Origin of the sequence: Herbiconiux sp. SALV-R1, assembly GCF_013113715.1 — a bacterium.
Lineage (GTDB): Bacteria > Actinomycetota > Actinomycetes > Actinomycetales > Microbacteriaceae > Herbiconiux.
In genome coordinates this window covers 3026507-3048690 of the sequence record NZ_CP053344.1, presented here as the reverse complement: position 1 = coordinate 3048690, position 22184 = coordinate 3026507, and the positions used below count along the sequence as shown (strand labels likewise).

At 72.1% G+C, this 22184-nt stretch carries 23 protein-coding genes; 10 read left to right on the top strand and 13 right to left on the bottom strand.

All coding sequences use genetic code 11. From position 1 onward, the window contains the following. Nucleotides 1–34 precede the first annotated feature (34 nt). The 7 genes from HL652_RS14620 to HL652_RS14590 all read left to right on the top strand — a co-directional run bounded on the left by HL652_RS14620 (nucleotide 35) and on the right by HL652_RS14590 (nucleotide 6778). Nucleotides 35–1069, top strand: coding sequence for an ABC transporter permease (locus HL652_RS14620; protein ID WP_171705989.1), 1035 nt, complete (start codon nucleotides 35–37; stop codon nucleotides 1067–1069). Then, the gene (locus tag HL652_RS14615; RefSeq protein ID WP_171705988.1) at nucleotides 1066–1845 is read left to right on the top strand and encodes an ATP-binding cassette domain-containing protein; all 780 of its coding nucleotides are present in this window, start codon (nucleotides 1066–1068) and stop codon (nucleotides 1843–1845) included. Before HL652_RS14620 ends, HL652_RS14615 begins: the two co-directional genes overlap by 4 nt. Then, nucleotides 1842–2696 (top strand): PfkB family carbohydrate kinase, encoded by an 855-nt coding sequence (locus HL652_RS14610; RefSeq protein ID WP_171705987.1) that lies wholly within the window; start codon nucleotides 1842–1844, stop codon nucleotides 2694–2696. The genes HL652_RS14615 and HL652_RS14610 overlap by 4 nt, the downstream gene beginning before the upstream one ends. After that, complete coding sequence (locus tag HL652_RS14605; RefSeq protein WP_171705986.1) at nucleotides 2693–4063, top strand: M20/M25/M40 family metallo-hydrolase; 1371 nt, start codon at nucleotides 2693–2695, stop codon at nucleotides 4061–4063. Before HL652_RS14610 ends, HL652_RS14605 begins: the two co-directional genes overlap by 4 nt. A gap of 81 nt (nucleotides 4064–4144) precedes the next feature. Further along, the gene (locus tag HL652_RS14600) at nucleotides 4145–4888 is read left to right on the top strand and encodes a GntR family transcriptional regulator (protein ID WP_216603902.1); all 744 of its coding nucleotides are present in this window, start codon (nucleotides 4145–4147) and stop codon (nucleotides 4886–4888) included. A 67-nt stretch (nucleotides 4889–4955) separates the two neighbouring features. Next, nucleotides 4956–6152, top strand: coding sequence for a mannose-6-phosphate isomerase, class I (gene manA, locus HL652_RS14595; protein WP_171705985.1), 1197 nt, complete (start codon nucleotides 4956–4958; stop codon nucleotides 6150–6152). Between the two features lie 59 nt (nucleotides 6153–6211). Beyond that, entirely contained in the window at nucleotides 6212–6778 is a 567-nt protein-coding gene (locus HL652_RS14590; protein WP_171705984.1) for a hypothetical protein, read from the top strand. Between the two features lie 79 nt (nucleotides 6779–6857). Here the strand turns inward: HL652_RS14590 and HL652_RS14585 are convergent, their stop codons facing one another. From HL652_RS14585 to HL652_RS14545, 9 genes are all read right to left on the bottom strand, one after another. Further along, nucleotides 6858–7085 (bottom strand): hypothetical protein, encoded by a 228-nt coding sequence (locus HL652_RS14585; RefSeq protein ID WP_171705983.1) that lies wholly within the window; start codon nucleotides 7083–7085, stop codon nucleotides 6858–6860. A gap of 24 nt (nucleotides 7086–7109) precedes the next feature. Further along, nucleotides 7110–8564 (bottom strand): sensor histidine kinase, encoded by a 1455-nt coding sequence (locus HL652_RS14580; RefSeq protein WP_171705982.1) that lies wholly within the window; start codon nucleotides 8562–8564, stop codon nucleotides 7110–7112. Then, entirely contained in the window at nucleotides 8557–9231 is a 675-nt protein-coding gene (locus HL652_RS14575) for a response regulator transcription factor (protein ID WP_171705981.1), read from the bottom strand. Before HL652_RS14575 ends, HL652_RS14580 begins: the two co-directional genes overlap by 8 nt. An 80-nt stretch (nucleotides 9232–9311) precedes the next feature. Beyond that, the gene (locus HL652_RS14570) at nucleotides 9312–9713 is read right to left on the bottom strand and encodes a hypothetical protein (RefSeq protein WP_171705980.1); all 402 of its coding nucleotides are present in this window, start codon (nucleotides 9711–9713) and stop codon (nucleotides 9312–9314) included. A gap of 481 nt (nucleotides 9714–10194) precedes the next feature. Next, nucleotides 10195–11262 carry a nucleoside hydrolase gene (locus HL652_RS14565; protein ID WP_171705979.1) on the bottom strand — a complete coding sequence of 356 codons (1068 nt, stop codon included), beginning with the start codon at nucleotides 11260–11262 and terminating at the stop codon, nucleotides 10195–10197. 10 nt (nucleotides 11263–11272) lie between these two features. Then, nucleotides 11273–12184 carry an ABC transporter permease gene (locus HL652_RS14560; protein WP_171705978.1) on the bottom strand — a complete coding sequence of 304 codons (912 nt, stop codon included), beginning with the start codon at nucleotides 12182–12184 and terminating at the stop codon, nucleotides 11273–11275. Beyond that, nucleotides 12184–13308 (bottom strand): ABC transporter permease, encoded by a 1125-nt coding sequence (locus HL652_RS14555; protein ID WP_171705977.1) that lies wholly within the window; start codon nucleotides 13306–13308, stop codon nucleotides 12184–12186. The genes HL652_RS14560 and HL652_RS14555 overlap by 1 nt, the downstream gene beginning before the upstream one ends. Continuing rightward, nucleotides 13305–15143 (bottom strand): ABC transporter ATP-binding protein, encoded by a 1839-nt coding sequence (locus HL652_RS14550; RefSeq protein ID WP_171705976.1) that lies wholly within the window; start codon nucleotides 15141–15143, stop codon nucleotides 13305–13307. The genes HL652_RS14555 and HL652_RS14550 overlap by 4 nt, the downstream gene beginning before the upstream one ends. Continuing rightward, nucleotides 15140–16192, bottom strand: coding sequence for a BMP family ABC transporter substrate-binding protein (locus HL652_RS14545; RefSeq protein WP_171705975.1), 1053 nt, complete (start codon nucleotides 16190–16192; stop codon nucleotides 15140–15142). The genes HL652_RS14550 and HL652_RS14545 overlap by 4 nt, the downstream gene beginning before the upstream one ends. 316 nt (nucleotides 16193–16508) lie before the next feature. On the opposite strand from HL652_RS14545, the gene HL652_RS14540 reads away from it, so the two are divergent. Beyond that, a complete protein-coding gene (locus HL652_RS14540) occupies nucleotides 16509–17018 on the top strand; it encodes a VanZ family protein (protein ID WP_171705974.1) in 510 nt (169 codons plus the stop codon). Nucleotides 17019–17091: 73 nt separating this feature from the next. On the opposite strand, the gene HL652_RS14535 is transcribed toward HL652_RS14540, so the two are convergent. Genes HL652_RS14535 through HL652_RS14525 form a run of 3 tightly spaced genes read right to left on the bottom strand, consistent with a single transcriptional unit; the run spans nucleotide 17092 to nucleotide 19687 of the window. Beyond that, nucleotides 17092–18264, bottom strand: a complete 1173-nt coding sequence (locus HL652_RS14535) for an acetyl-CoA C-acyltransferase (protein ID WP_171705973.1) — start codon at nucleotides 18262–18264, stop codon at nucleotides 17092–17094. Further along, nucleotides 18261–18947 (bottom strand): CoA transferase subunit B, encoded by a 687-nt coding sequence (locus HL652_RS14530; protein WP_171705972.1) that lies wholly within the window; start codon nucleotides 18945–18947, stop codon nucleotides 18261–18263. Before HL652_RS14530 ends, HL652_RS14535 begins: the two co-directional genes overlap by 4 nt. After that, entirely contained in the window at nucleotides 18944–19687 is a 744-nt protein-coding gene (locus tag HL652_RS14525; RefSeq protein WP_171705971.1) for a CoA transferase subunit A, read from the bottom strand. The genes HL652_RS14530 and HL652_RS14525 overlap by 4 nt, the downstream gene beginning before the upstream one ends. Before the next feature lie 156 nt (nucleotides 19688–19843). On the opposite strand from HL652_RS14525, the gene HL652_RS14520 reads away from it, so the two are divergent. Both HL652_RS14520 and HL652_RS14515 read left to right on the top strand, forming a co-directional pair. Continuing rightward, nucleotides 19844–20620, top strand: a complete 777-nt coding sequence (locus HL652_RS14520) for an IclR family transcriptional regulator (protein ID WP_171705970.1) — start codon at nucleotides 19844–19846, stop codon at nucleotides 20618–20620. Between the two features lie 128 nt (nucleotides 20621–20748). Continuing rightward, the gene (locus tag HL652_RS14515) at nucleotides 20749–21627 is read left to right on the top strand and encodes a TrmH family RNA methyltransferase (RefSeq protein ID WP_171705969.1); all 879 of its coding nucleotides are present in this window, start codon (nucleotides 20749–20751) and stop codon (nucleotides 21625–21627) included. A 109-nt stretch (nucleotides 21628–21736) separates the two neighbouring features. Here HL652_RS14515 and HL652_RS14510 read toward each other — a convergent pair whose 3' ends face one another. Next, a complete protein-coding gene (locus HL652_RS14510) occupies nucleotides 21737–22147 on the bottom strand; it encodes a hypothetical protein (RefSeq protein WP_171705968.1) in 411 nt (136 codons plus the stop codon). Nucleotides 22148–22184 lie beyond the last annotated feature (37 nt).

The window sequence follows — 22184 nt, the reverse complement described above, 5'->3', positions numbered from 1 at the left end:
GCCCCTCCCTCCCGTCCCCAACCAGGAGACCACCGTGACCGACACCGCACGCCCCACCGGGTCAGTCGACCTGGCCGAGGAGTTCCTCGACCGCACGACGCCCGCCACCCGCATCCGGAGCCTGCTCCACCGCCACCCCGCCATCAGTCCCGCCGTCGTGCTGGTCATCGCCGTGATCGTCTTCGGCCTGCTCAACGACCGCTTCCTGAGGCCCGAGAACCTCTCGCTCATCACGCAGCAGGTCGCCGTCGTAGGCACGCTCGCGATCGCCCAGACCCTCATCATCCTCACCGCGGGCATCGACCTGTCGGTGGGGGCCGTCATGATCCTCTCCGCGATGGTGATGGCGCAGACCGCGGCGACGACGGGCCTCCCGACCTTCCTCTGTCTTCTCCTCGGCATGGTCGTCGGCCTCGCCGCCGGGGGCCTGAACGGTCTGCTGGTCACCCGGCTGCGGCTCCCACCGTTCATCGTGACCCTCGGCACGCTCAGCATCTTCACGGCCGTGACGCTGCTCTACACCGGCGGCGGAACCGTGCGCGGCTCCGACCTGCCCCCGCTCCTCACCGTCACGGGCGCGAGCTTCGGCGTCGCGGGCATCAGCCTCACGGTCGGCGTGGTCATCATGCTGGTGCTCTACGTGGTGATGGCCTTCGTGCTCAATCGCACCGCTTGGGGCAAGCACGTCTACGCCGTGGGCGACGACAAGGAGGCGGCGAGGCTCGCCGGCATCCGGGTCGACCGCGTGCTGCTCTCGGTGTACCTCACCGCGGGCGTCATCATCGCCATCACCGCCTGGATCCAGATCGGCCGCACCAACGCGGCGAGCCCCAACTCGGGAATCGACCTCAACCTCGACTCGATCACCGCCGTCGTGATCGGCGGCACGAGCCTGTTCGGCGGTCGCGGCGCCATCTGGGGCACCCTCCTCGGCGCCCTCATCGTGGGAGTGTTCAGGAACGGACTCGCCCTCGCCGGCCTCGACGTGCTCTACCAGACGCTCGCCGTCGGAGTGCTCATCATCGTCGCCGTCGCCGTCGACCAGTGGATCAGGAAGGCCCGCTCATGACCCCGACCCCCTCATCGACCCTTACTCCCATCCTCGAGGCGCGCGGGCTCGTGAAGACCTACGGGCGCGTCGTCGGCCTCGACGGGGTGGGCCTGAAGCTCTACCCGGGCGAGGTGCTCGCCATCATCGGCGACAACGGTGCGGGCAAGTCGACCCTGGTGAAGTGCCTCACCGGCGCCGAGGCGCCCGACACCGGCGAACTGCTGCTCGACGGCAGCCCGGTGAGCTTCAAGCGGCCGCAAGACGCCAGGCTCGCCGGCATCGAGACGGTGTACCAGAACCTCGCTGTCTCGCCCGCGCTCGACGTGGCGTCGAACCTGTTCCTCGGCCGTGAGGAGCGCAAGCCCGGGATACTCGGCTCCTTCTTCCGCGTGCTCGACACCAAGGGGATGCGCGACAAGGCCAAGCGCGAGCTCACCGAACTCGGCATCTCGACCCTGCAAGACGTGACCGTGCCGGTGGAGAACCTCTCTGGCGGCCAGCGCCAGGCCGTCGCCGTGGCTCGAGCTGCGGCCTTCGGGTCGAAGGTCGTGGTGCTCGACGAGCCCACCGCCGCCCTCGGCGTGCGCGAGTCGAACCAGGTGCTCGGCCTCGTGGAGGCGCTCCGGGAGCGGGGCATCCCGGTCATCATCATCAGCCACAACATGCCGCAGGTGTTCCAGGTCGCCGACCGCATCCACATCCAGCGCCTCGGCAAGTGCGCCGCCACCATCACCCCGCAGTCGCACTCGATGACCGAGGCGGTCGCCATCATGACGGGAGCGCAGGCGGCATGACGGGCCCCACGAGCGCACCCTGGGTCGCCGTCGTCGGCGACAACACCGTCGACCGCTACCTGGCCGACTCCACCGTCGAGTACTCGGGTGGCAACGCGTTCAACGTCGCCGTGCAACTCGCCCGCCTCGGCGTGCCGGTGCGCTACTTCGGCGCCGTCGCCGACGACCCGGATGCGCGCATCATCGAGCGCGGACTCGCCGTCAACGGCATCCCGGCCGACGACCTCGCGGTGCTGCCGGGGGAGACCGCCGTCACCGTCATCCGGCTCCTCCCGGGCGGCGACCGCGTCTTCGAGCGCGAGGACTTCGGGGTCACCGCCGACTACTACCCCGACCCCGCGGCGCTCGAGGCGATCGCCTCGGCGGACTGGGTGCACCTCGGCATGCTCCCGCGTGCCAGCGAGCTGCGTGCCGAACTGGCCCGACGAGGCAGCGGCACGGTGAGTCAGGACTGCGCGGTTGCCGCCGGCCTCGACCACCTCGACGTCGCGTTCCTCTCGGCGGGGGAGGGGGCGGATGCGGCGGCGCTCGCCGCGGCGACGGCGGCCGAGGGCGTGCCGCTCGTGGTCGTGACGCGGGGTGCCGAGGGCGCGCTGGGCTTCGACGGCGAGTCGACCTGGGTGCAGCAGGCCGTGCCCACCACGGTCGTCGACACCACCGGGGCGGGTGACAGCTTCATCGCGGGCTTCATCGCCCGGCGGGTCGGCGGAGGCGGGGTCGCCGACGCTCTCGCGGGCGGGGCCGCGCACGCCGCCGAGACCTGCACCCACCCGGCCGGCTGGCCGCACCCGCCCGAGACGACGGTTCCGACCCCGAACCCCACCACACCGACCACCGAGGAGACCCGATGACCGAGCAGGCTGCAGCCGAGGCCTACGCCGCGATCGACGCCGCCGTCGACGAGTTCGCCGACGAGGCCACCGATCTGCTCACGCGACTCGTCGCCGTGCGCAGCGTGAACCCGCTCCAACCGGGCGTCGACGGAAGCCTCTACACGGGTGAGGAGAAGCGGGCGAACGAGGTGCTCGCCGATGCGCTCGGGCCGCTCGGCTTCACCATCGACTGGGTGGACGCGGCGGAGGGCCGCCCGAACCTCGTCGCGGTGCTCCCGGGGAGCGGTGGCGGGCGCTCCCTCGCTCTCAACGGGCACATCGACACCGTCTCGCCCCAGGCCGGCCGGTTCGACGACCCGTGGACGGCGGTGATCGAAGACGGCTGGCTGTACGGTCTCGGTGCCACCGACATGAAGGCGGGCCATGCCGCGATGTGGCTCGCGGCCAGGGCGTTGCGGAGTGCGGGCGTCACCTTGGCGGGTGATCTGCACATCCACTCCGTCGTGGGCGAGGAGACGATGAGCCATGAGATCGGCACCACGGCCGTGCTCGAGGCCGGCTATCTGGTCGACGGGGTCATCGTTCCCGAGCCCACCTCGACGGCACCCGATCTGCTGCGCGTCGCCAACGCGGCGGCCGGGAACCATCTCTTCTCCGTGACGGTGCGCGGTAAATCCACGCACTGGGCCTCGCGCAACCTGGCGATCCGTGCCGGCGGGCCGGGCGACGAGATCGGCGTGAACGCGATCGACAAGGTCGTCTACGTCTACGGTGCGATGCGCCAGCTCGAAGAGCAGTGGGCGTTCACGAAGACGCATCCGAGCTTCCCCGCCGGAGCCTTCATCATCCACCCCGGCGTGCTGCGGGCGGATATCGGGGTGGAGGCCGCTCCCTACTTCCCCGACCGGGCGCGCATCGACTATCTCCTGTCGTTCCCGCCGGGGTACACCTCCGACGAGATCGCGACCGAGGTGGAGGAGCACATCGCGCTCGCCTCGCGACTCGATCCGTGGTTGCGCGAGCATCCGGTGGAGTTCACCTGGATCGACTCCTGGCCCCCGGCCTTCACCGACCCCGAGGGCGAGTTCGCGAGATCGGTGATGGCGAGCCGGACCGGGCTCGCCGCCGTCGAGTCGGCCGTGCCTCAGCTCGACGCTCCCGTCACCGCCGCCGCGCAGTCCGACGCCAACTTCTACGAGGCCTACGGCATTCCGGCGCTCGTCTGCGGCCCGGGCGACGTGCGGGTGGCGCACGCCGCCGACGAGCGCGTCGCGCTTGCGAACATCGCCCTGGCGGCCCGGATGATCGCCCGCGCCGCCGTCGACTGGTGCGGTGTCGGAGCGGCCGGCGAAGCGGGCACTGAAGCGCGCATCGACAACAGGTAGGACATTTGCCATGGTTGTCAGACGAATGACCCCTACACTGGGTCTGCACGGGCGCTGTCGGCGCCGCGGAGGAGGGCTGCCGTGAACGCTGCGAAGAACGCGGAGGCGAAGCGGGCTCCCCTTGCCCACAAGCTGAAAGACGATCTGCTCGAGCTCATCGCGGCCGAGGAGCTCACCCCCGGCGACCAGCTGCCCACCGAGCCCGAGCTCGCCGAGCGCTTCGGCGCCTCGCGGTCGACGGTGCGGGAGGCACTGAAGCTGCTCGAGCAAGACGGGCTGGTGAACGCCATCCAGGGCCGTGGCCGGTTCTTGTCGGCTCTCGGGGCGATGAGCATCGAACGCCCGGTGACGATCTACGAGAGCATCACCGAGATGCTCGAGGGCCTCGGCTACGCGGTGACGAACGTGGTGCTGAGCGTCTCCGAAGACGTCGCCGACGAGCACATCGCCGACCAGCTGGGCCTCCAGCCGGGCGACCCCGTCATCAGGCTGGTGAGGCTGCGGCTCGGCAACGACGAGCCGATGGTGTTCAGCATCAACATCATCCGCCGCGACAGCCTGCCTGGGCCGCTCGCCTACCGCGACTGGGGCATCTCCATCACGAGCGCCCTCGAGGGCCACGGTCACAGCATCGGATCGTCGATCGCCCGCATCAGTGCCGCGAACCTCCCCGCCGAGTACGCGGCCAAGCACGACCTCGAGCGGTACGACCCGTGGCTCCTGGTCGAGGAGACCTGCCTCACCCGGGAGGGCCGGCGCGTGCTCTACGCCCTCGACTACCACCGCAGCAGCGAGATCGCGTTCAACGTCATCCGTCGTCGCTGACGACGCGCTGCCCCTCCTCTTCTTCCTCCTCCGCCGGCACAGCCGGCCCGACGACGGGATCGTCACCATGCTCATCCGTGTCTCCGCCGCGCCCAAGAACTATCACTGGGGCTCTCGCACCGCTCTGCCCGCGCTGTTCGGCGAGGAGCCCACCGGGGAGCCGCAGGCCGAGCTGTGGTTGGGTGCGCATCCCGACAGCACCACCACCTTCACCGAACGGGTCGACGGTCTCCCCGACACCCTGAACGACTGGATCGCGCGCGATCCGCAGCGCGCGCTCGGCGGCGACCGCACCCGCCTGCCCTTCCTGCTCAAGCTGCTCGCGGCGGAGAAGCCGCTCTCCATCCAGGCGCACCCCACGCTCGAGCGCGCCAGGGCGGGGTTCGCCGACGAGGAGGCGCGAGGGGTTCCGCGCGACTCTGCGAGGCGCAACTACCGAGACGAGTGGCACAAGCCCGAGCTCATGGTGGCGCTGCGCCCCGGGTTCACGGCGATGTGCGGCTTCCGGCCGGTCGCACGCACGTTGGAGCTGCTGCGGCGGCTCGAACTCGCCGCCGCCGCGGCGGGTGAGGATGCCGGTGCCCGCCTCATCGCCGACCAGCGCGAGCTGCTGGCGACGGGAGGCCTCGGAGAGGTGGTCGGTGCGGTGCTGCTCGGCGATTCGGGGCCGCTCGTTCGGGCGTTGGTCGCGGCGGCCGGGTGCGTCGACGACGAGGAGTGGCGCGCCGAGACGCGGCTGATCGCCGACCTCGAGCGCCACTACCCCGGCGACCCCGGTATCGCGGTAGCGGTGCTGCTCAACGTGGTGAGGTTGCAGCCGGGGGAAGCGCTGTACCTTCCGGCCGGCAACATCCACGCCTACGTGGATGGTCTCGGTGTCGAGATCATGGCGGCCAGCGACAACGTGCTGCGCGGAGGCCTCACCACGAAACCCGTCGACGTGCCCGAATTGCTGGCCGTGCTCGACTTCGCCGAGATGCCCGTGCCGTTCGCCCCCGCGGTGCCACGGGGCGGGGTGCTCAGTGAGTACGAGGTGCCGCTCGACGACTTCCGTCTGCTGCGACTCGAGCCCGGCACCGCGCGGGTGAATCTGCCCGAGGCGGCGATCGTGCTGGGGGTGGAGGGCGCGACCTCCGTCACCGACGCGTCGGCGACGCGCGAGCTCGCGCCGGGCGGGGCGGTGTTCGTGTCGCCCGACTCCGGCTCGGTCGACGTGACGACCACGGGGCTCGCGTTCGTGGCCACCAGCGGGCGCCGACCCTAGCACCGTCGGGGCGCATCCGCTCGGATGGGGTCTCAACGTTCGTCGAATAGCGTGCCGGGATGACTGCCACCACGGGAACCACCACAGTCCGGACCGCTGGATCGTTGGCCGCGGTCGTGCTGACGGCGGTAGCGCTGAGCGCCTGTGTCGGGCCGGGCGACGACGGGGGTGAGGCGGGCGGGTCCGCCGCGAGCGCGACGGCGGCGCCGACGTCGGCGAGCCCCACTCCGACGATCGATCCGCGGGCCGACGAGGAGGAGGCGCAGCTGCCGTTGCCCGCCGACGAGATCGCGAAGTGGGCCGCGGAGGCCGTGCCCGCGGCGGGGTCGCCGGGGCATCGCACCACCTCGTCGGGCTGGATGAGCGAGCACTCGGCCCAGCAGCTCACCTCGACGAACACCACGCTCGAGGCGGGGAGCTACCAGCTGCAGTTGGCCTGCCGGGGGGAGGGCACGATCACCGCGAGCGTCACGACGGTCGACGGCGCGTCGGCGGGGGAGGGGACGGTGTGCAGCAATGCGACCATCGCCTTCGACGCGACCATCCCCGAGCAGGGGCTCGTCACGACGCTCGTTCACGACGGGGCGCCGTCGATCTACGCGCTGTCGGTCGTGCGGGTCGACTGAGGTCCGGTCGTGCGGGTCGGCTGAGCGCGGCGCCTCGCCGCCGCAGCATCGCGACCGCGTCCGGGCGCTGGTTCGGCGTTCAGACGATCGCACCCACCATCGCATCGCGGCGCAGCTGGTCGTGGGTGGCGTGGAACTTGCCGTCTTTGGTCCACCACGCCTCGTGCCCCGCCGCATCCGGATTCTGCTCGACCACGACGGGCCAGTGCTCCTTGATGTTCTTCACGTAGTAGCGGATCTCGTCGCCGACGGTGCGCTTCTCCAGCTTCGGGGAGGCCTCGAGCTGGTCTTCGGTGGGTTCGTCCATGCGCCTTATCGTAGGTCGGCGCCCTCACACCGCGGGAAGCACCACGGAGAAGACCGTGCCGGGGCTCGCCACGTCCGCGCCGCCGCCCGCCGGCTCGTCGTCGGTGATCGACACCGTGCCCGCGTGGGCCCGCACGATCGACGCGACGATCGCGAGCCCGAGGCCCGATCCGCCGGCGTCGCGGGAGCGCGACTCGTCGAGCCGTACGAAGCGTTCGAACACGCGCTCGCGGTCGGCGACAGGTATGCCGGAGCCGTCGTCGGCCACCCTCACCTCCGCGCGTCCGTCGACCCCCCGGCACCCCAGCGCGACCGTCGTGCGCGCGTGCCGTGCCGCGTTGTCGCCGAGATTGCGCAGCATCCGCCCCAGCATGCCCGAGTCGCCGCGCACCCGTGCCGCACCGACGCCCGAGGTGTCGATGCGCAGCCCCGGGTGGGCCGCGCGCAGCCGCGCCGCCTCGGCGAGCACGAGGTCGTCGAGATCGACCTCGTGGGCGTCGGGTCGCAGCGCGCCCTCGTCGGCGCGGGTGAGCAGCAGCAGGCCGTCGACGAGCGCGGCCATGCGCTCGGACTCCTCGGCGACGGTGTGCGCGAGGCGGTCGGGTGGCAGGGTTCCCGGGTAGTCCCGCGCCACCTCGGCCGTCTGGCGCAGGGCGCTGAGCGGGGAGCGCAGTTCGTGCGAGGCGTCGGAGACGAAGCGTCGCTGGCGTGACTGGGCCTCGTCGAGTCGCGCGAGCATCCGATTCATGGTGGTCGCGAGTCGGGCGAGCTCGGCTGAGCCCTGCGGCACGTCGAGGCGGCGGCCGAGGTCGTCGGCGGTGATGCCGTCGGTGGCGGCACGGATGCGGTCGACCGGTCGCAGGGCACGGCCCACCGAGACGAAGGTGATGACCGCCATCAGGGCCACCAGCAGCGGCGCGGCGATGGCGAGCAGCACGATGGTGGTCGCGACGGCGTCGGCGCGGACGCCGTCGTCGACGCCCACCACGAGGAGGCCGTCGTCGGTGGAGCCGGCGGCGAGGACGAGGCGATCGTCGTCGCCCGGCACGGGGACGGTGCGGCCGAGGAGGTCGTCGGGGTCGGTGGAGCCGTCGTCGGTGTCGACGAGGGGCCTGGTGTCGTCGAGGTCCTCGCTCGCGGCCACGACCGTGCCCTCGCGGAGGAGCTGCGCCCATCCGTCGGTCTCGGCGAGGGCCGTCGGGCCCTGGCGCTCGAGCAGGGACTCGACCCGGTCGAGTTCGGTCTCGGCGGCCTGCACGGCCTGCTGGTGGAGGCTGAGCGAGAGCGCCACGGCGAAGCCGCTGCCGCCGAGGGCCACTGCCGCGGCCATGACGAGTGTGGTGATGAGGGTGATGCGGCCCCGGAGGGTGCGGGGGCGGGTGCGGGGGCGGCGCGGGTGCCCCCGGTCGCGCTGGGTGTGCGGGGCGCCCGGGCCCTGCGTGCCGCGCGCCTCGGCCGCGCGCTCCCGCGGCTCAGCCATCGGCCCGCAGCCGGTAGCCCGACCCGCGCAGGGTCTCGATGGTGGAGCGCCCGAACGGCCGGTCGATCTTGTTGCGCAGGTGTCGCACGTAGACCTCGACGATGTTGGGGTCGCCGTCGAAGTCGAAGTCCCAGACGGCGCCGAGCACCTCGGCCTTCGACACCACCTGACCGGCCCGCGAGACGAGGAACTCGAGCACGCTGAACTCCCGGGTCGTGAGCTCGATCGGCGTGCCCGCGCGCTCGACGCGCTTGCTCGCCGGGTCGACCGAGAGGTCGCCCGCCGTCAGCACCACGGGCCGCTCGGTGGCCCCGCGACGGATGAGGGCGCGAAGCCGGGCGAGCAGCACCTGGAACGAGAACGGCTTGGTGAGGTAGTCGTCGGCGCCGGTGTCGAGCGCCTCGACCTGATCGAGGTCGCCGTCTTTCGCGGTGAGCATGATGACGGGGGTCCAGTCGCCCGCCTGCCGCAACTCCTCGCAGACGCGGAATCCGCTCTGCCCGGGGAGCATGATGTCGAGCACGATCGCGGCGTACGAGTTCTCGCGGGCGAGCCACAGCCCGTCGACCCCGTTCGTCGCCGTGTCGACGGCGAAACCCTCGGCTTCGAGGCCCGACTCGACGGCCCGCAGCAGGTTGAGTTCGTCGTCGATCACGAGGATGCGCATCCGATCTCCCTCCCTCCGCCGTTCTCACGCTACCGGCGAGGGGCGGGGTGCGCCCGTGCGCGCCCGCCCCTCGCACCCCCTCAGGGGGCGGTGGTGGTCGCCGGGGTGGGCGCGGGAGCGGGAGCGACGACGTCGTCGTCGAGCTCGACCTTGACCACGGCGAACGCCGCGTCGAGGTCGACCTCCCAGTACCGTCCGTCGTCGGCCCGCAGCTCGAGCTCGAACCCGTCGTCGTCGCGCTCGGCGGTGACGACGGAACCCCCGTCGATCTCGGCCAGCGCGACCTCGCTGGCCCGCTCGAGGTCGGGCCCCGTCAGCGCGTCGGCGGCGTCGACGGTCTCGACCGACCCCTGCCCGCCCGCCCGGTCGTCGCTCCCGTCGAACTCGAACCCGTCGGTCGCGGCGTACGCCACCCCGGTTCCGCCGAGCAGCAGCACTCCCGCCACCACGGCTCCGCCGATGATCATGGTCTTCTTCCGCATCTCGTCCTCCTGAGGAATCGTCTCGGTGAAACCCCACGATCCCCCACCCCCGCTGAAGCCAGCCTGAAGCGGGCCCGCCCCCGCGCCCCCGCGCCCCCGCGCCTCGGGCCCCGCGTCCCGCGCCTCGGGCCCCGCGCGTTAGTCGCACAAAGTGCTCCTTCAGCGCGCCAAAGCAGCACTTTGCCCGACCAAAGCAGCCAGCCCGCCCTTCTGGGCCTCCCTCTTCAGCTGCGCGAGCATCCAACCCCGCACGTTAGTCGCGCGAAGTGCTCCTAAAGGGCCCCGAGGGAGCATTTTGTGCGACTAACCCAGGCAGCCTCCCCGCGCGTGCGACCACCCCCGACCTCGCGCGCATCCTGTCCCGCGTGTCAGTCGCACAGAGTGCTCTTGAAGCGCCCCAGAGGAGCAGTTTGCGCGACTAACGCGGGTCGCGCGCTTGCGCGCACCCATGCCCGCGCGAGCGCGCTCTGCGTGCGAGGGGTCAGCGGCCGGAGAGCACGCGCACGAAGTCGGTGAGGAAGGCCTCGCGGTCGACGTCGAGTACGACGAGGGTGTCGGGGGCGGGGTCGGAGGGCCACGAGACGGGGAGGCCGTTCGCGGTCTGCATGAGGTGGGCGCGGGTGAAGAAGCCGTCGGAGGTGATGTTCACGGGGCCGCTGACGGAGGAGGTGATCCACTCGGGCTGCACGAGCAGCGCGGCGGCGAGGCCGTCGTGGGCGGGCGAGACGCGGCGGCCCCAGGAGTACTGGTAGAAGTCCATGTACGCCTCGAGCACCTGCGCCGAGAAGGTGCCCCACTCGGTGCCGGCGCGGTGCAGCGCCTGCACGGCCTGCTCGTCGACGATCGTTCCGGCGGTGACGTTCACGCCCACCATCACGAGCTGGTTGCGCGGCGCGGCGAACACCCGGGCCGATGCTTCGGCGTCGTTGTGGATGTTCGCATCCACCATCTGCACCGTGCCGAGCGGCGGGAAGGGGCCCGAGCCGCCCATGATGACGACCGAACGGTACAGCGTCAGCAGGTTCGGCTCGATCTCGAGCGCCAGCCCGAGGTTGGTGAGCGGTCCGATCGGCAGCAGGTCGTAGTAGCCCGGGCGCGAGCGGCCGAGCTCGACGAGCAGCTCCGCCGACGACAGCGGCGACAGGTTCTTCGGCTCGATCGGGTCACTCCACAGATCGCCGAGGCCGTCGACGCCGTGCACGTGCGACGCGATGCGCGGCTCGCCGTCGATCGGGCCTGCCGCGCCGCGCGCGACGAGAGTGTCTTCGAGACCGGCGACCTTCAGCACACGCGCGATGTTGGTGAGCGCCGCCTCCACGGGCGTGTTGCCGTACACCGAGGTGATCGCCGAGATCTCGGCGTCGTCGCGCCCGGCCAGGTAGAGCAGCGCGAGGGCGTCGTCGATGCCGGTGTCGGTGTCGAGCACGATGTGCCGCACGCCGTCGGCGGGGGCGGATGCGGCGGTGGCGCCGACCGGCGACGCGGCGGGGGCGGATGCGGCGGCCGAGCCGGCGGCGGATGCGGCGGAAGCGGATGCGGAGTCGGTCATCGGGTGGTCCTCACGAGTCGATCAGGGTGCGGGAGCGGTTGCGGCGGGCGAAGCCGATGCGGGTGAGCACCAGCACCACCAGCGTGATGGCGTAGGGGGCGGCGTCGGTGAGCTGCTGCGGGGCGCCGATGCCCTGCAGCCGGAACCCGAGCGCTTCAGCGGCACCGAACCCGAGGCAGGCCACGGGCAGCCAGAACGGCCGCCCGGCGACCAGCATCACGGCCGCGACGGCGATCCAGCCGCGCCCCGCCGTCATGTTCTCGGTGAACACGGTCACGTTGCCGAGCGCCAGCTGGGCGCCCGCGACGCCGCAGAGGGCACCGCCGACGATGGTGGTCCAGGTCTGGTACGACGCGACGTTCACGCCCAGCGCGGTCGCCGCATCCGGATGCTCGCCGACGCCCCGCAGACGCAGCCCCGCCGGGGTGCGCTTCAGCCAGAACCCCGCGGCGACGATCACCACGAAGGCGAGCGGCACGAGCACGGTCTGGCCGGCGAAGATGGGGCCGATGACGGGGATGTCGCTGAGGAACGCCATCTTCGGCAGGCCCTGCAGCCCGCGCGGAGCGAACGAGCCCGACACGTCGAACAGCACGCTCAGGAGGAAGCCCGTCAGTCCGAGGGCCAGCAGGTTCGTGCCGATCGCGATGATGATCGGGTCGGCCTTCCAGCGCGCCGAGCCCACCGCAAGGATGACGGCGAACAGCGCGGTGCTGACGAGCGCGACGAGCACTCCGCCCCAGGCGCTCCCCGTGTAGTAGCTGCCCGCGACGGCCGCGAACGCGCCCCACAGCATCTGCCCCTCGAGCGCGATGTTGAACACGCCGGCCTGCGCCGAGAGGGCGCCCGCGAGGGCGGCGTAGAGGATGGGCGTGGCGGCCAGCAGCACCGCCGCCACGAAGCTGAGCTCGAACAGCTGCATCAGGCCGAGCTCCTCTCGCTGCGGCGCTGGTCGAGCACGACGCGGAGCGCCAGCACCACGATCACCACACCTTGCAGCACGTCGGAGAGCTGGCGCGGCACGTCGGCCGAGCGCTCCATGGCGGCGCCGCCGACCTGCAGCACGGTGAACAGGATGGCGGTCACGGGTACCAGCAGAGGCCGTCCGCCCGCGAGCAGCGCGGCGGCGACACCGGCGAAGGTGTACCCGGGCGAGATGAGGGCCCCGTCGATGAGGCGGTACGGCGACGACATCACGATGATGGCGCCCACCACACCCGCGGCCGCCCCCGCCGCGGCCATGGCGCCGAGCGCGAGCCTGCCGACGCGCACTCCGCCGTAGGCGCCGAAGCGGCGATTCGCCCCCACGACCCGCAGCTCGTAGCCGACGGCGCTGCGGGAGTCGACCACCCAGAACACGATCATCATCGCGATGATGATGAGTAGCCCCACGTTCGAGTACGAGAAGTCGCCCAGCGCCCACATGCGAGCGCCCTCGGGCAGGCGCGGGGTCTGCGCCACGGCCGAGCCGGCCTCGCCGATCTGGAAGCGCACCAGGTACGACACGATCGCCACGGCGACCGGCGAGAGCAGCAGCGTCGAGATGATGATGGGGATGCCGAACCGGGTGGCGAGCGGCGCGGAGAGGGCTCCAAAGGCGCCCGACACAACGGCCGCGCCGATCACGGCGAGCGGGATGACGATGGGTCCCGGCAGCGGGGCGTACCCGGCGATGAGCGCTGCGGTGAGGCCACCCAGCACGAGCTGCCCGTTGCCGCCGAGGTTGAACTCGCCCATCCGCAACGGGATGGCGGCTGCCAGGGCCATGCCGCAGATGAAGCCCCAGACCGAGAAGGTATAGTCGAGCGTGCCCGGCTCGAGGGCGCCCGACACCACGGCCGTGTAGGCGACGATCGGGTCGAGCCCGGCGGCGAGCATGATGGCGGCGCCGATCAGCAGCGCGAGCACGACCGCTCCGATCGGCACGACCGCGGGGTGCCGCAGGGCGGTGTTCAGGATGCGCGTGGCCGGCCGGGCAGCGCGCGTCGCGCCGGCCGGTGCCTCGGGTGGGGTCGCCTGCGCGTCGGGCGGCGTGGTGGTGCTCATGGGCGGGGGCCCTCGTCTTCGCGGTCGATGGCGGTCTGCACGGGATCGTGGGGCGGGGCGACCGGGCGGGTGGGGTGCGCATCCGGGCCGTCGTGCGCGTGCTCGGTGCGGTCGGCCGCTCCCGCACCGCGCGCTTCGGCCGCGGCCGCTGGCGCCTCGGCCGCAGTCGCCGACTCGGCCGCAGCCGCAGCCGCACCTCGCGCGCCCACTGCGGACGCTGGCGCCCCGGCGGCTGGCGCCTCAGCCGCAGTCGCCGGCTCGGCCGCCGCCGCTTCGTCGTGCGCCGCAGCGCCCGCCATCGCCGCGCCGATGCGCGCGGCCGTGGCCTCGGCGCGCGGGAACTCGGCGACGATGCGGCCCGAGTACATCACCAGCACGCGGTCGGCGAGGGCGAGCAGCTCGCTGATCTCGTGCGACACCAGCAGCACCCCCTTGCCCGAGGCGCGGTAGTCGAGCAGTCGCCCGTGGATCGACTCGATCGCCCCCACATCCACACCCTGCGTCGGCTGCTCGGCGATGAGCAGCGGCGCCCCGTGAGAGAGCTCGCGGGCGATCACGACCTTCTGCGCGTTGCCGCCCGAGAGCGAGCCGACGGTCGCGAGCTCGCCCGAGGTGCGCACGTCGTAGTCGGCGATGAGCTGGCGGGCGCGGGCGCGCTCGGCGCGGATCGACATCCACCCGCGGCCGATGCCCTTCGACGCGCCGATGGGCGGGGTGCGGTGGTGGCCGAGGGTCACGTTCTCGGCGAGCGACATCGTGACGGCGGTGCCCTCACCGCGGCGGTCTTCGGGGATGACGGCGAGGCCGAGGGCGCGGCGGTCGCGCACGCTGCGGCCGGCGACGTCGGTGCCGGAGACGAGCACGGTGCCCTCGTCGGCCGGCACGGTGCCGAGCACGGCGGCGACGAGCTCGTGCTGTCCGTTGCCCGAGACGCCCGCGATGCCCACGATCTCGCCCGTGCGCACGGTGAGCGAGACGTCGTCGACGCTGCGCACGGTGCCGCCAGCGCCTCCGACGCTCAGGCCCGCGATCTCGAGCACTGCATCGCCGGTCGTGCCGGTGCCGGGGTTCTGCACCTCGTCGATCTCACGCCCGGTCATCGCCTGCACGAGGGATGCGCTGGTCACCTCCGCGGTGGCGAACCGCCCGGTCACGCGGCCGTCGCGCAGCACGGTGACCTCGTCGGAGATGGCGAGCACCTCCTGGATCTTGTGCGTGACCAAGACCACCGTGCTCCCGGCGTCGGCGGCCCGGCGGATGACGGCGAACAGCGAGTCCACCTCGCTCGGCGTGAGCACCGCGGTGGGTTCGTCGAGGATCAGGATGCGGGCGTCGCGATGCAGCGCCTTGAGGATCTCGACGCGCTGCCGGGCGCCGGCCGAGAGGGTGCCGACCACAGCATCCGGGTCGGTCTCCAGGCCGTAGCGCTCGCTCAGCTCACGCACGCGGGCGCGGGCGGCGGAGCGGTCGACGAGTCCGCGGCGGCGCGGTTCGGCGCCGTACACCACGTTGTCGGCCACCGACATCGAGACGAACAGCCTGAAGTGCTGGTGCACCATGCCGAGACCCGCGGCGATGGCGTCGAGCGGGCCGTCGAAGGAGACCGGTGAGCCGTCGACCTTGATCTCACCCGCATCCGGTTTCAGCAGGCCGAACAGCATCGACATGAGCGTCGACTTGCCGGCGCCGTTCTCGCCCATCACGGCGTGCACGGAGCCGCGGCGCAGCACGAGGTCGACGCCGTCGTTGGCCACGACGGCGCCGAACCTCTTGCCGATACCGGTCAGTTCGACTGCGGGAACTGCCGGAACCTGCTGTGCTGCGGGAAGGGTCATCCAGCGGTGAGCGGGTCTTGAACCACGATCTCGCCCGAGACGATCTGGTCGCGCACGGCGGCGACCTTCTCGATCACGTCGGGGTGGTCGGCGATGAGGCACTCGGAGTCGGCGACGCCGTCTTCGAGGCCGGTGAGGCCCACGCCGCCCTCGGCGAGGCCGTAGGCGGTGAAGCCGCCGGTCTTGCCGTCGAGGATGTCGCCGACGGAGTTCACGACCGCCACGTCGACGCGCTTGATGGCGTTGTCGACCACGTTGCCGGGGGAGTCGAGGCACTGGTTGGTGTCGACGCCGAAGGCCTTGAAGCCGGTCTCGCTGGCGGCCTCGAAGACGCCGAGATTGCCGCCGGAGGCCGCGGCCTGCACGTAGTCGGCGCCGCCGTCGGCGAGGATCTGCGCCTGCGCTTTCGCGCGGGCCTGGTCACCGAACGGGTTGTCGCCGCCCACGTACTGCACGGCGGTCTTCACGTCGGGCTTCACGCTCTTCGCGCCCTCGAAGAAGGGGTCGACCCAGCGGTGCAGGAACGGGGTGTCGAGCGAGGCGACCACGCCGACGTCGCCCGACTGGGTGAGGAGGCCGGCCTCGACACCGGTGAGGTAAGTCGCCTCGTACTCCTTGAACACGGCGGCGGTGAGGTTCTCGGTGGGGTTCTCGGCCGAGGTGTCGATGAGCAGGAACTGCTGGTCGGGGTAGTCAGCGGCGGCAGCGGTGATCTGGTCGAGCACGCTGAAGCTCACGCCCACGATCACGCTCGGCTTCTCGCGCACGGCGGCGTCGATGTTCTGCTGGATGCTCGTCGGGTCTTCGCTCTCGTAGACGTCGACGCTGGCGTTGTACTTCTCGCCCGCCTCGTTCGCGCCGTCGACGGCGAGCTGCAGGAAGTTGTTGGAGCCGACCGGGGTGGGCGTGATCACGATGATCGACGCGTCGGTGTCGCCGCCTGAGGCGCCGGTGCTCGAGGCGTCGCCGCCCGAGCTGCAGGCGGCGAGGGTGACGAGGAGGCCGGCCGCGGCGGTCGCCGCGAGGGTGCGGCGCGCGAATGAGGGCATGGGAATGTCCTAACGGTGATTCGGGGTGCTGGGTGCAGGGGTGCGGGGTGCTGGAAGCGGGTGCTGGGTGCTGGGTGCGGGTGGTGCGTTCGGGTTGTGCGCGGCACCCGGGCTGACTCGTGGTGGTTTCGGGATGCGGCGCGGCGCCCGCCGGGAGTCGCCTCAGCCGGGAGCCACCCTCAATCCTACGGCGCTCCCCGCACCCCCTCCGCCCCCGAGGTCACACGGCGTCACACGCCCCCTCGCGCCACCCCCCAGGAGTGTCCAAGCCCGCACTCAGGGAGAGCGGGTGCGGGTGGGGCAGGCTAGGGCGATCATGACGAGCTTCGCCCTGAACCTGCTGTTCGCCGCGACCCTCGTGGGGCTCGCGGTGGTGGGGCTCGTGCGTGCGGGGGTGGCGGGGGCATCGGCGCGACCCTCGCGCGTGGGTGCGCCGCTGCTCGCGGTGGTGTGGGCGCTCGCCGTGGGGTTCATGACGCTCCGGCCTGGATCGGGTCTCGGCGTGCGACTCAACCTCGTGCCACTCCTCTTCGACGGCACGGGGTCGGCGATCGACGCCGTGCTCAACCTCTTCGTGTTCGTGCCGCTCGGTGTGCTGCTGGTGGCGGCGGGAGTGCGCTTCGCGCCCACGTTCCTCGTCGCACTCGGGTCGACGCTGGCGATCGAGATCACCCAGTACGCGATGGATGCGGGCCGCACCGCCGACATCAACGACATCATCACCAACACGGCCGGCGCCTGCCTCGGCTGGGCGGTCGCATGGTCGGTGCGGGCCGCGGCAAGTCGCGCGGCGACCCCGACATCGGTCGTGCTGCAACGGCCCTAACGGCCGTTCCGCGGCGCACGGACCCGCAATCGCCGCGGCACCCGCGCGGCCGCGCTCGCCGCGCCAGCGCCCGCTACACCGCCTCGAGGATGACCGCCGCCCCCAGCCCGCCGCCGCCGCAGATGCCCGCGGCTCCCAGCGACCCGGGCCCCGCAGCCGCGAGTTGGCGCGCGAGCGTGCCGACGATTCGCGTGCCCGACGCCCCCACGGGGTGCCCGAGCGCGATCGCCCCGCCGTGCGCGTTCACGATCGCCGGGTCGACCCCGAGCTCGCGCGTGGAGTGCACCGCCACCGCCGCGAACGCCTCGTTGATCTCGATCGCGCTCAGCGCCGACGCCTCATGCCGGGTCTTCGCGAGCGCCGCCGCGATGGCGTTCGACGGCTGCGCGTGCAGCGACACGTCGGGCCCCGCCACGAAGGAGTGCGCGAGCACACGCGCGATCGCCTTGATTCCCCGCGACGCCGCTGCGCTCTCGCTCATCAGCACGAGGGCGGCCGCGCCATCCGTGATCTGCGACGAGTTGCCCGCCGTGATGGTTCCGGATGCTCCGAAGGCCGGCCGCAGACCCGCGAGCGACGAGGCGGTCGTGTCGGCACGCAACCCGTCGTCGGCCGTCACGACCGTCGACCCGCGGCGTCCGGGCACCGAGAACGGCACGATCTCGCCGGCCTGGAACTCCTCCGACGCGGCGAGGCGCTGGTGCGAGGAGGCGGCCCATTCGTCCTGCTCCTCGCGTGAGATCGAGAGCCCCTCGTTGCGGCTCTCGGTCGAGGCGCCCATCGAGCGCTTCTCGAAGGCGTCGGTGAGGCCGTCGTGGTCGAGCAGGTCGACGAGTTCGATCGATCCGTAGCGCTTGCCCGCCCGCGAGCCCGGCCAGGCGTGCGGGGCGAGGGTCATCGACTCCTGCCCGGCGGCCACCACGATGTCGGCCTCCCCGGTCTCGATCAGTCGCACACCCGACACCACGGCCTCGGTGCCCGAGAGGCACACGGCGTTCAGCGTCATGGCCGGCACGGTGAGCGGGATGCCCGCCCCCGCCGCCGCCTGACGGGCCGGGTTCTGCCCGGCCCCCGCCTGCAGCACCTGCCCGGCGAACACGCGGTCGACCTCGTCGGCGGCCACCCCGGCCCGCTCCAACGCGGCGCGGATGGCCGCCGCACCCAGCTCGGTGGCGGGAACGGTGGCGAACTGCCCGGTGAACTTCACGAACGGGGTGCGGGCGTAGCCCACGATGACGGCGCTCATGCCGGTGCTCCTTCTGTGTCGGCGGTGACAGCACTCAGCACAGTCTCGTCGAGATCGACGCCGAATGCCGCACCGGTCTTCGCGCGCACCTCGTCGACCGTCACGCCGGGCGCTGTCGCCCGCAGCACCAGCGCGCCATCCGTGACGTCGAAGACGGCGAGGTCGCTGATGATGCGGTCGACCACGCCGGCGCCCGTGAGGGGCAGGTCGCAGCGCTCGACGATCTTCGGGGAGCCGTCTTTCGAGAGGTGGTCGGTGATGACGATCACGCGCGGGGTACCGGCGACGAGGTCCATGGCGCCGCCCATGCCCTTCACGAGCTTGCCCGGGATGGTCCAGTTCGCGAGATCGCCGTTCCCCGCGACCTGCAGCGCACCCAGGATGGCCTTCGCCACGTGCCCGCCGCGGATCATGCCGAACGAGGTGGCCGAGTCGAAGTAGCTTCCGCCGCCCAGCAGGGTGACGGTCTGCTTGCCGGCGTTGATGAGGTCGGCGTCCTCCTCGCCCTCGTAGGGGAAGGGGCCCATGCCGAGCAGCCCGTTCTCGCTCTGCAGCGTCACGTTCACGCCGGGCGGAAGGTGGTTCGCGACGAGGGTCGGGATGCCGATGCCGAGGTTCACGTACTCACCGTCGCGCAGCTCGGCGGCGGCGATGGCCGCCATCTCGTCCCGTGTCCAGCTCATGACGCGATCCTCTCCGTGGTCGCGGCCGGGGCGGCCGCTCCGGCCGGGCGGGGCCTCACCGTGCGCTGCTCGATGTCTTTCACCCGCGGCCGCGCCGTCACGAGGCGCTGCACGAAGATGCCGGGGGTGACGACGGTGTCGGGGTCGAGCCATCCGTCCACCACCTCCTCGGCCTCGGCGATGGTGAGCCGGCCCGCGGTGGCGACGAGCGGGTTGAAGTTGCGGGCGGTGTGCCGGTAGACGAGGTTGCCCTCGCGGTCGGCGCGGTGCGCGTGCACGAGGGAGACGTCGGCCACGATGCCGCGCTCGAGCACGTAGGTCTCACCGTCGAACTCGGCGAGCGGCTTGCCCTCGGCGACGGGGGTGCCGACGCCGGTCTTCGTGTAGAAACCCGCGATGCCCGCCCCGCCGGCGCGGAGTCGCTCGGCGAGCGTGCCCTGTGGCACGAACTCCACCTCGAGCTCGCCGCTGAGGTACTGGGCGGCGAACAGCTTGTTCTCGCCGACGTACGAGGCGATCACCTTGGCCACTTGACGGTTCTCGAGCAGCACGCCGAGGCCCTTGCCGTCGACGCCCATGTTGTTCGACACGATGGTGAGGTCGGTGGCGCCGGTGTCGCGCAGCGCCTCGATGAGGTCGCTGGGGTTTCCGCTCAGACCAAACCCGCCGACCGCGACGGTGCTCCCGTCGGTCACCGCCTCGTGCAACGCTTCGACGGCTCCCGGCCACAGCTTCGACATTCGGCACTCCTTCGTGTCCATCTGGTGGTCACCTCTTCAGATGTGTCGACCGTATGTCGGGGCTTATTCTGGGTCAATCGCGCGCGCATCCGCTCTCTTGCAGTGTGGTCGACGGATGCGCGTATGCTCACCATATGGACAAGCTGAGGCGCGCAGATGGCTGAGGCGGTTCAGGGCGCGCAACTGGTATCGCGGGTGAGTCGTGTTCTGAAGGTCGTGTCGGAGTTCCCTGACGGTGTCACGGCCTCCGCCGTCGCGCACGCCACGGGCTTCACCCGCCCCACCACGCACCGCCTGCTGTCGTCGCTCGCCGCCGAGGGCTTCGTCGACCACGACACGGCGCACGGCCGCTGGTTCCTCGGGCCGGAGCTGTACCTGCTCGGGTCGCTCGCGGCCGACCGCTACGACATCACGGATGCGGCGCGCGAGAGCGTGCGCATCCTGGCCAGGGAGACCGGCGAGAGCGCTTTCTTCTCGGCGCGGCGCGGCAACGAGACCGTGTGCCTGCTGCGCGAGGAGGGGAGCTTTCCGGTGCGGTCGTTCGTGCTGTACGAGGGGGTGCGGTTTCCGCTGGGGGTGGCGTCGGCGGGGCTCGCCATCCTGACGTTCCTTGGCGACGACGAGATCGACGGGTACCTCGAGGCATCGGCGCCCGCGCTCGAGGAGAGGTGGGGGCCGCAGCACGCGCCCGACGCGCTACGGTCGCGCATCGCGGCGACCCGGGAGACGGGGTACGCGGTGAACCCGGCGCTCATCCTCGAGGGGAGCTGGGGCATGGGCGCTGCGGTCTTCGACGCCGCCGGCCGTCCGGCGTGGGCGCTGTCGCTCACCGGCATCGAGTCGCGCTTCCGCCCCGACCGCCGCCCCGAGCTCGGGCGCCTCCTCCTCGACCAGGCCCACACCATCACCCGCCGCCTCAGCGCCCCGCGCTGACCCGCGCTTGCCCGCGCGTGGGGCAGGCCCAGCCCGCCGCTCCTGGTCGCGCGAAGTGCTCTCCCGAGGCCGCGAAGCGACACTTTGCGCGACCAACGTGGCGGGCGGGCCGCGCCTAGACTCTGGGCGTGCCCCGCATCGATCTCCACGACATCGCCGATGCGCGCCTCGCCGACTTCGCCCGCGCCACCGATGTCGCGCTGAAGAACGTGCGCCGTCGTGAACCGGGCCGCGAGCACGGGCTCTATCTCGCGGAGTCGCTGCTGGTGTTCGAGCGGGCGCTCGCCGCCGGACACCGCCCCCGCTCGGTGCTGGCGCTCGAGAGCGCGGCCGCCGAGGCCCTCGACGCGCTCGCCGCAGCCGGACACCCCGACACCCCGGTCTTCGTCGGCTCCGACGACCTCCTCGCCGAACTCACCGGCTACCGCCTGCACCGCGCCCTGGTCGCCTCGATGTCGCGCCCCGCACTCCGCCCCGTCGACGAGCTGCTCTCCGCCCCGGCGGCGAACCCCGCTGGCGACCCGACCACCGACAGCGCGGCCGGCGGCGCGCGGCGGATCGTCGTGGTGGAGAACGTGGTCGACCCCACGAACCTCGGCGCGATCTTCCGCTCGGCCGGGGCGATCGGCGCCGACGCGGTGCTGGTGACGCCGCAGTGCAGCGATCCGTACTACCGGCGCGCCATCCGGGTGAGCATGGGCACGGTGCTCCAAGTGCCCTGGACCCGCACCGGCCCGTGGCACGAGCTCGCCCCGCAGCTGCACGCGCGCGGCTTCCACATCGCGGCGCTCGCCCTCACTCCGGATGCGGTGAGCCTCCGCGACTTCGAACGCCGCCTCCCCGAGCGGGTCGCCCTGGTGCTCGGCGCCGAGGGCGACGGCCTCACCGCGGAGGCGCTGGCCGCTGCCGACACAGTGGTGAGCATCCCGATGCTGCACGGCATCGACTCGCTCAACGTCGCCGCCGCGAGCGCCGTCGCGATGTGGGCCGTCTCGGGCGACCGTTAGCGCCGCCGCCATCCGCGACTCGACCCGCCGCACTCACGACCGCGAACCCACCGACCCGGCGCGTCGCCCGCGTCGGCCCGCGCGTGGGCGCCGCCCGCGCATCCGCTCGCTACGGCCGGCGGGTGTACTCGTACGAGACGCGCTTGCCGAGGATCGTCACCTCGAGGATGGCCTGGTACTCCACGATCTCCTCGTGCCAGGTCGGGATCTCGAGCCACCCCGTCGCGGTCTCGGCGCTCGAGGTCCAGAACTGCGTGAACCCCTGCGGGTAGGCGACGTTCCAGTCGTTGGTCTCCCAGCCCACGCCGATGACGTCGCTGAACCCCGACCCGGTCACGTCGATCTGGAACAACGTGCGCATGAAGTTGCTCTCGGCGGTCGTGATGGTGATCTGGTCGACGAAACGGGGTGTGGGCGGGAGTGGCGAGGCGGCAGCCGCCGGTGCGGCGGCGGCGAGTGCCACGACGGGAGCTGCCCAGACCGCTCCGACGACGGTGCGGCGGCTGAGTTCGTTCGGCACGTGATCCCCTTCACCCTGCGACGAGACGTCCCGGAAC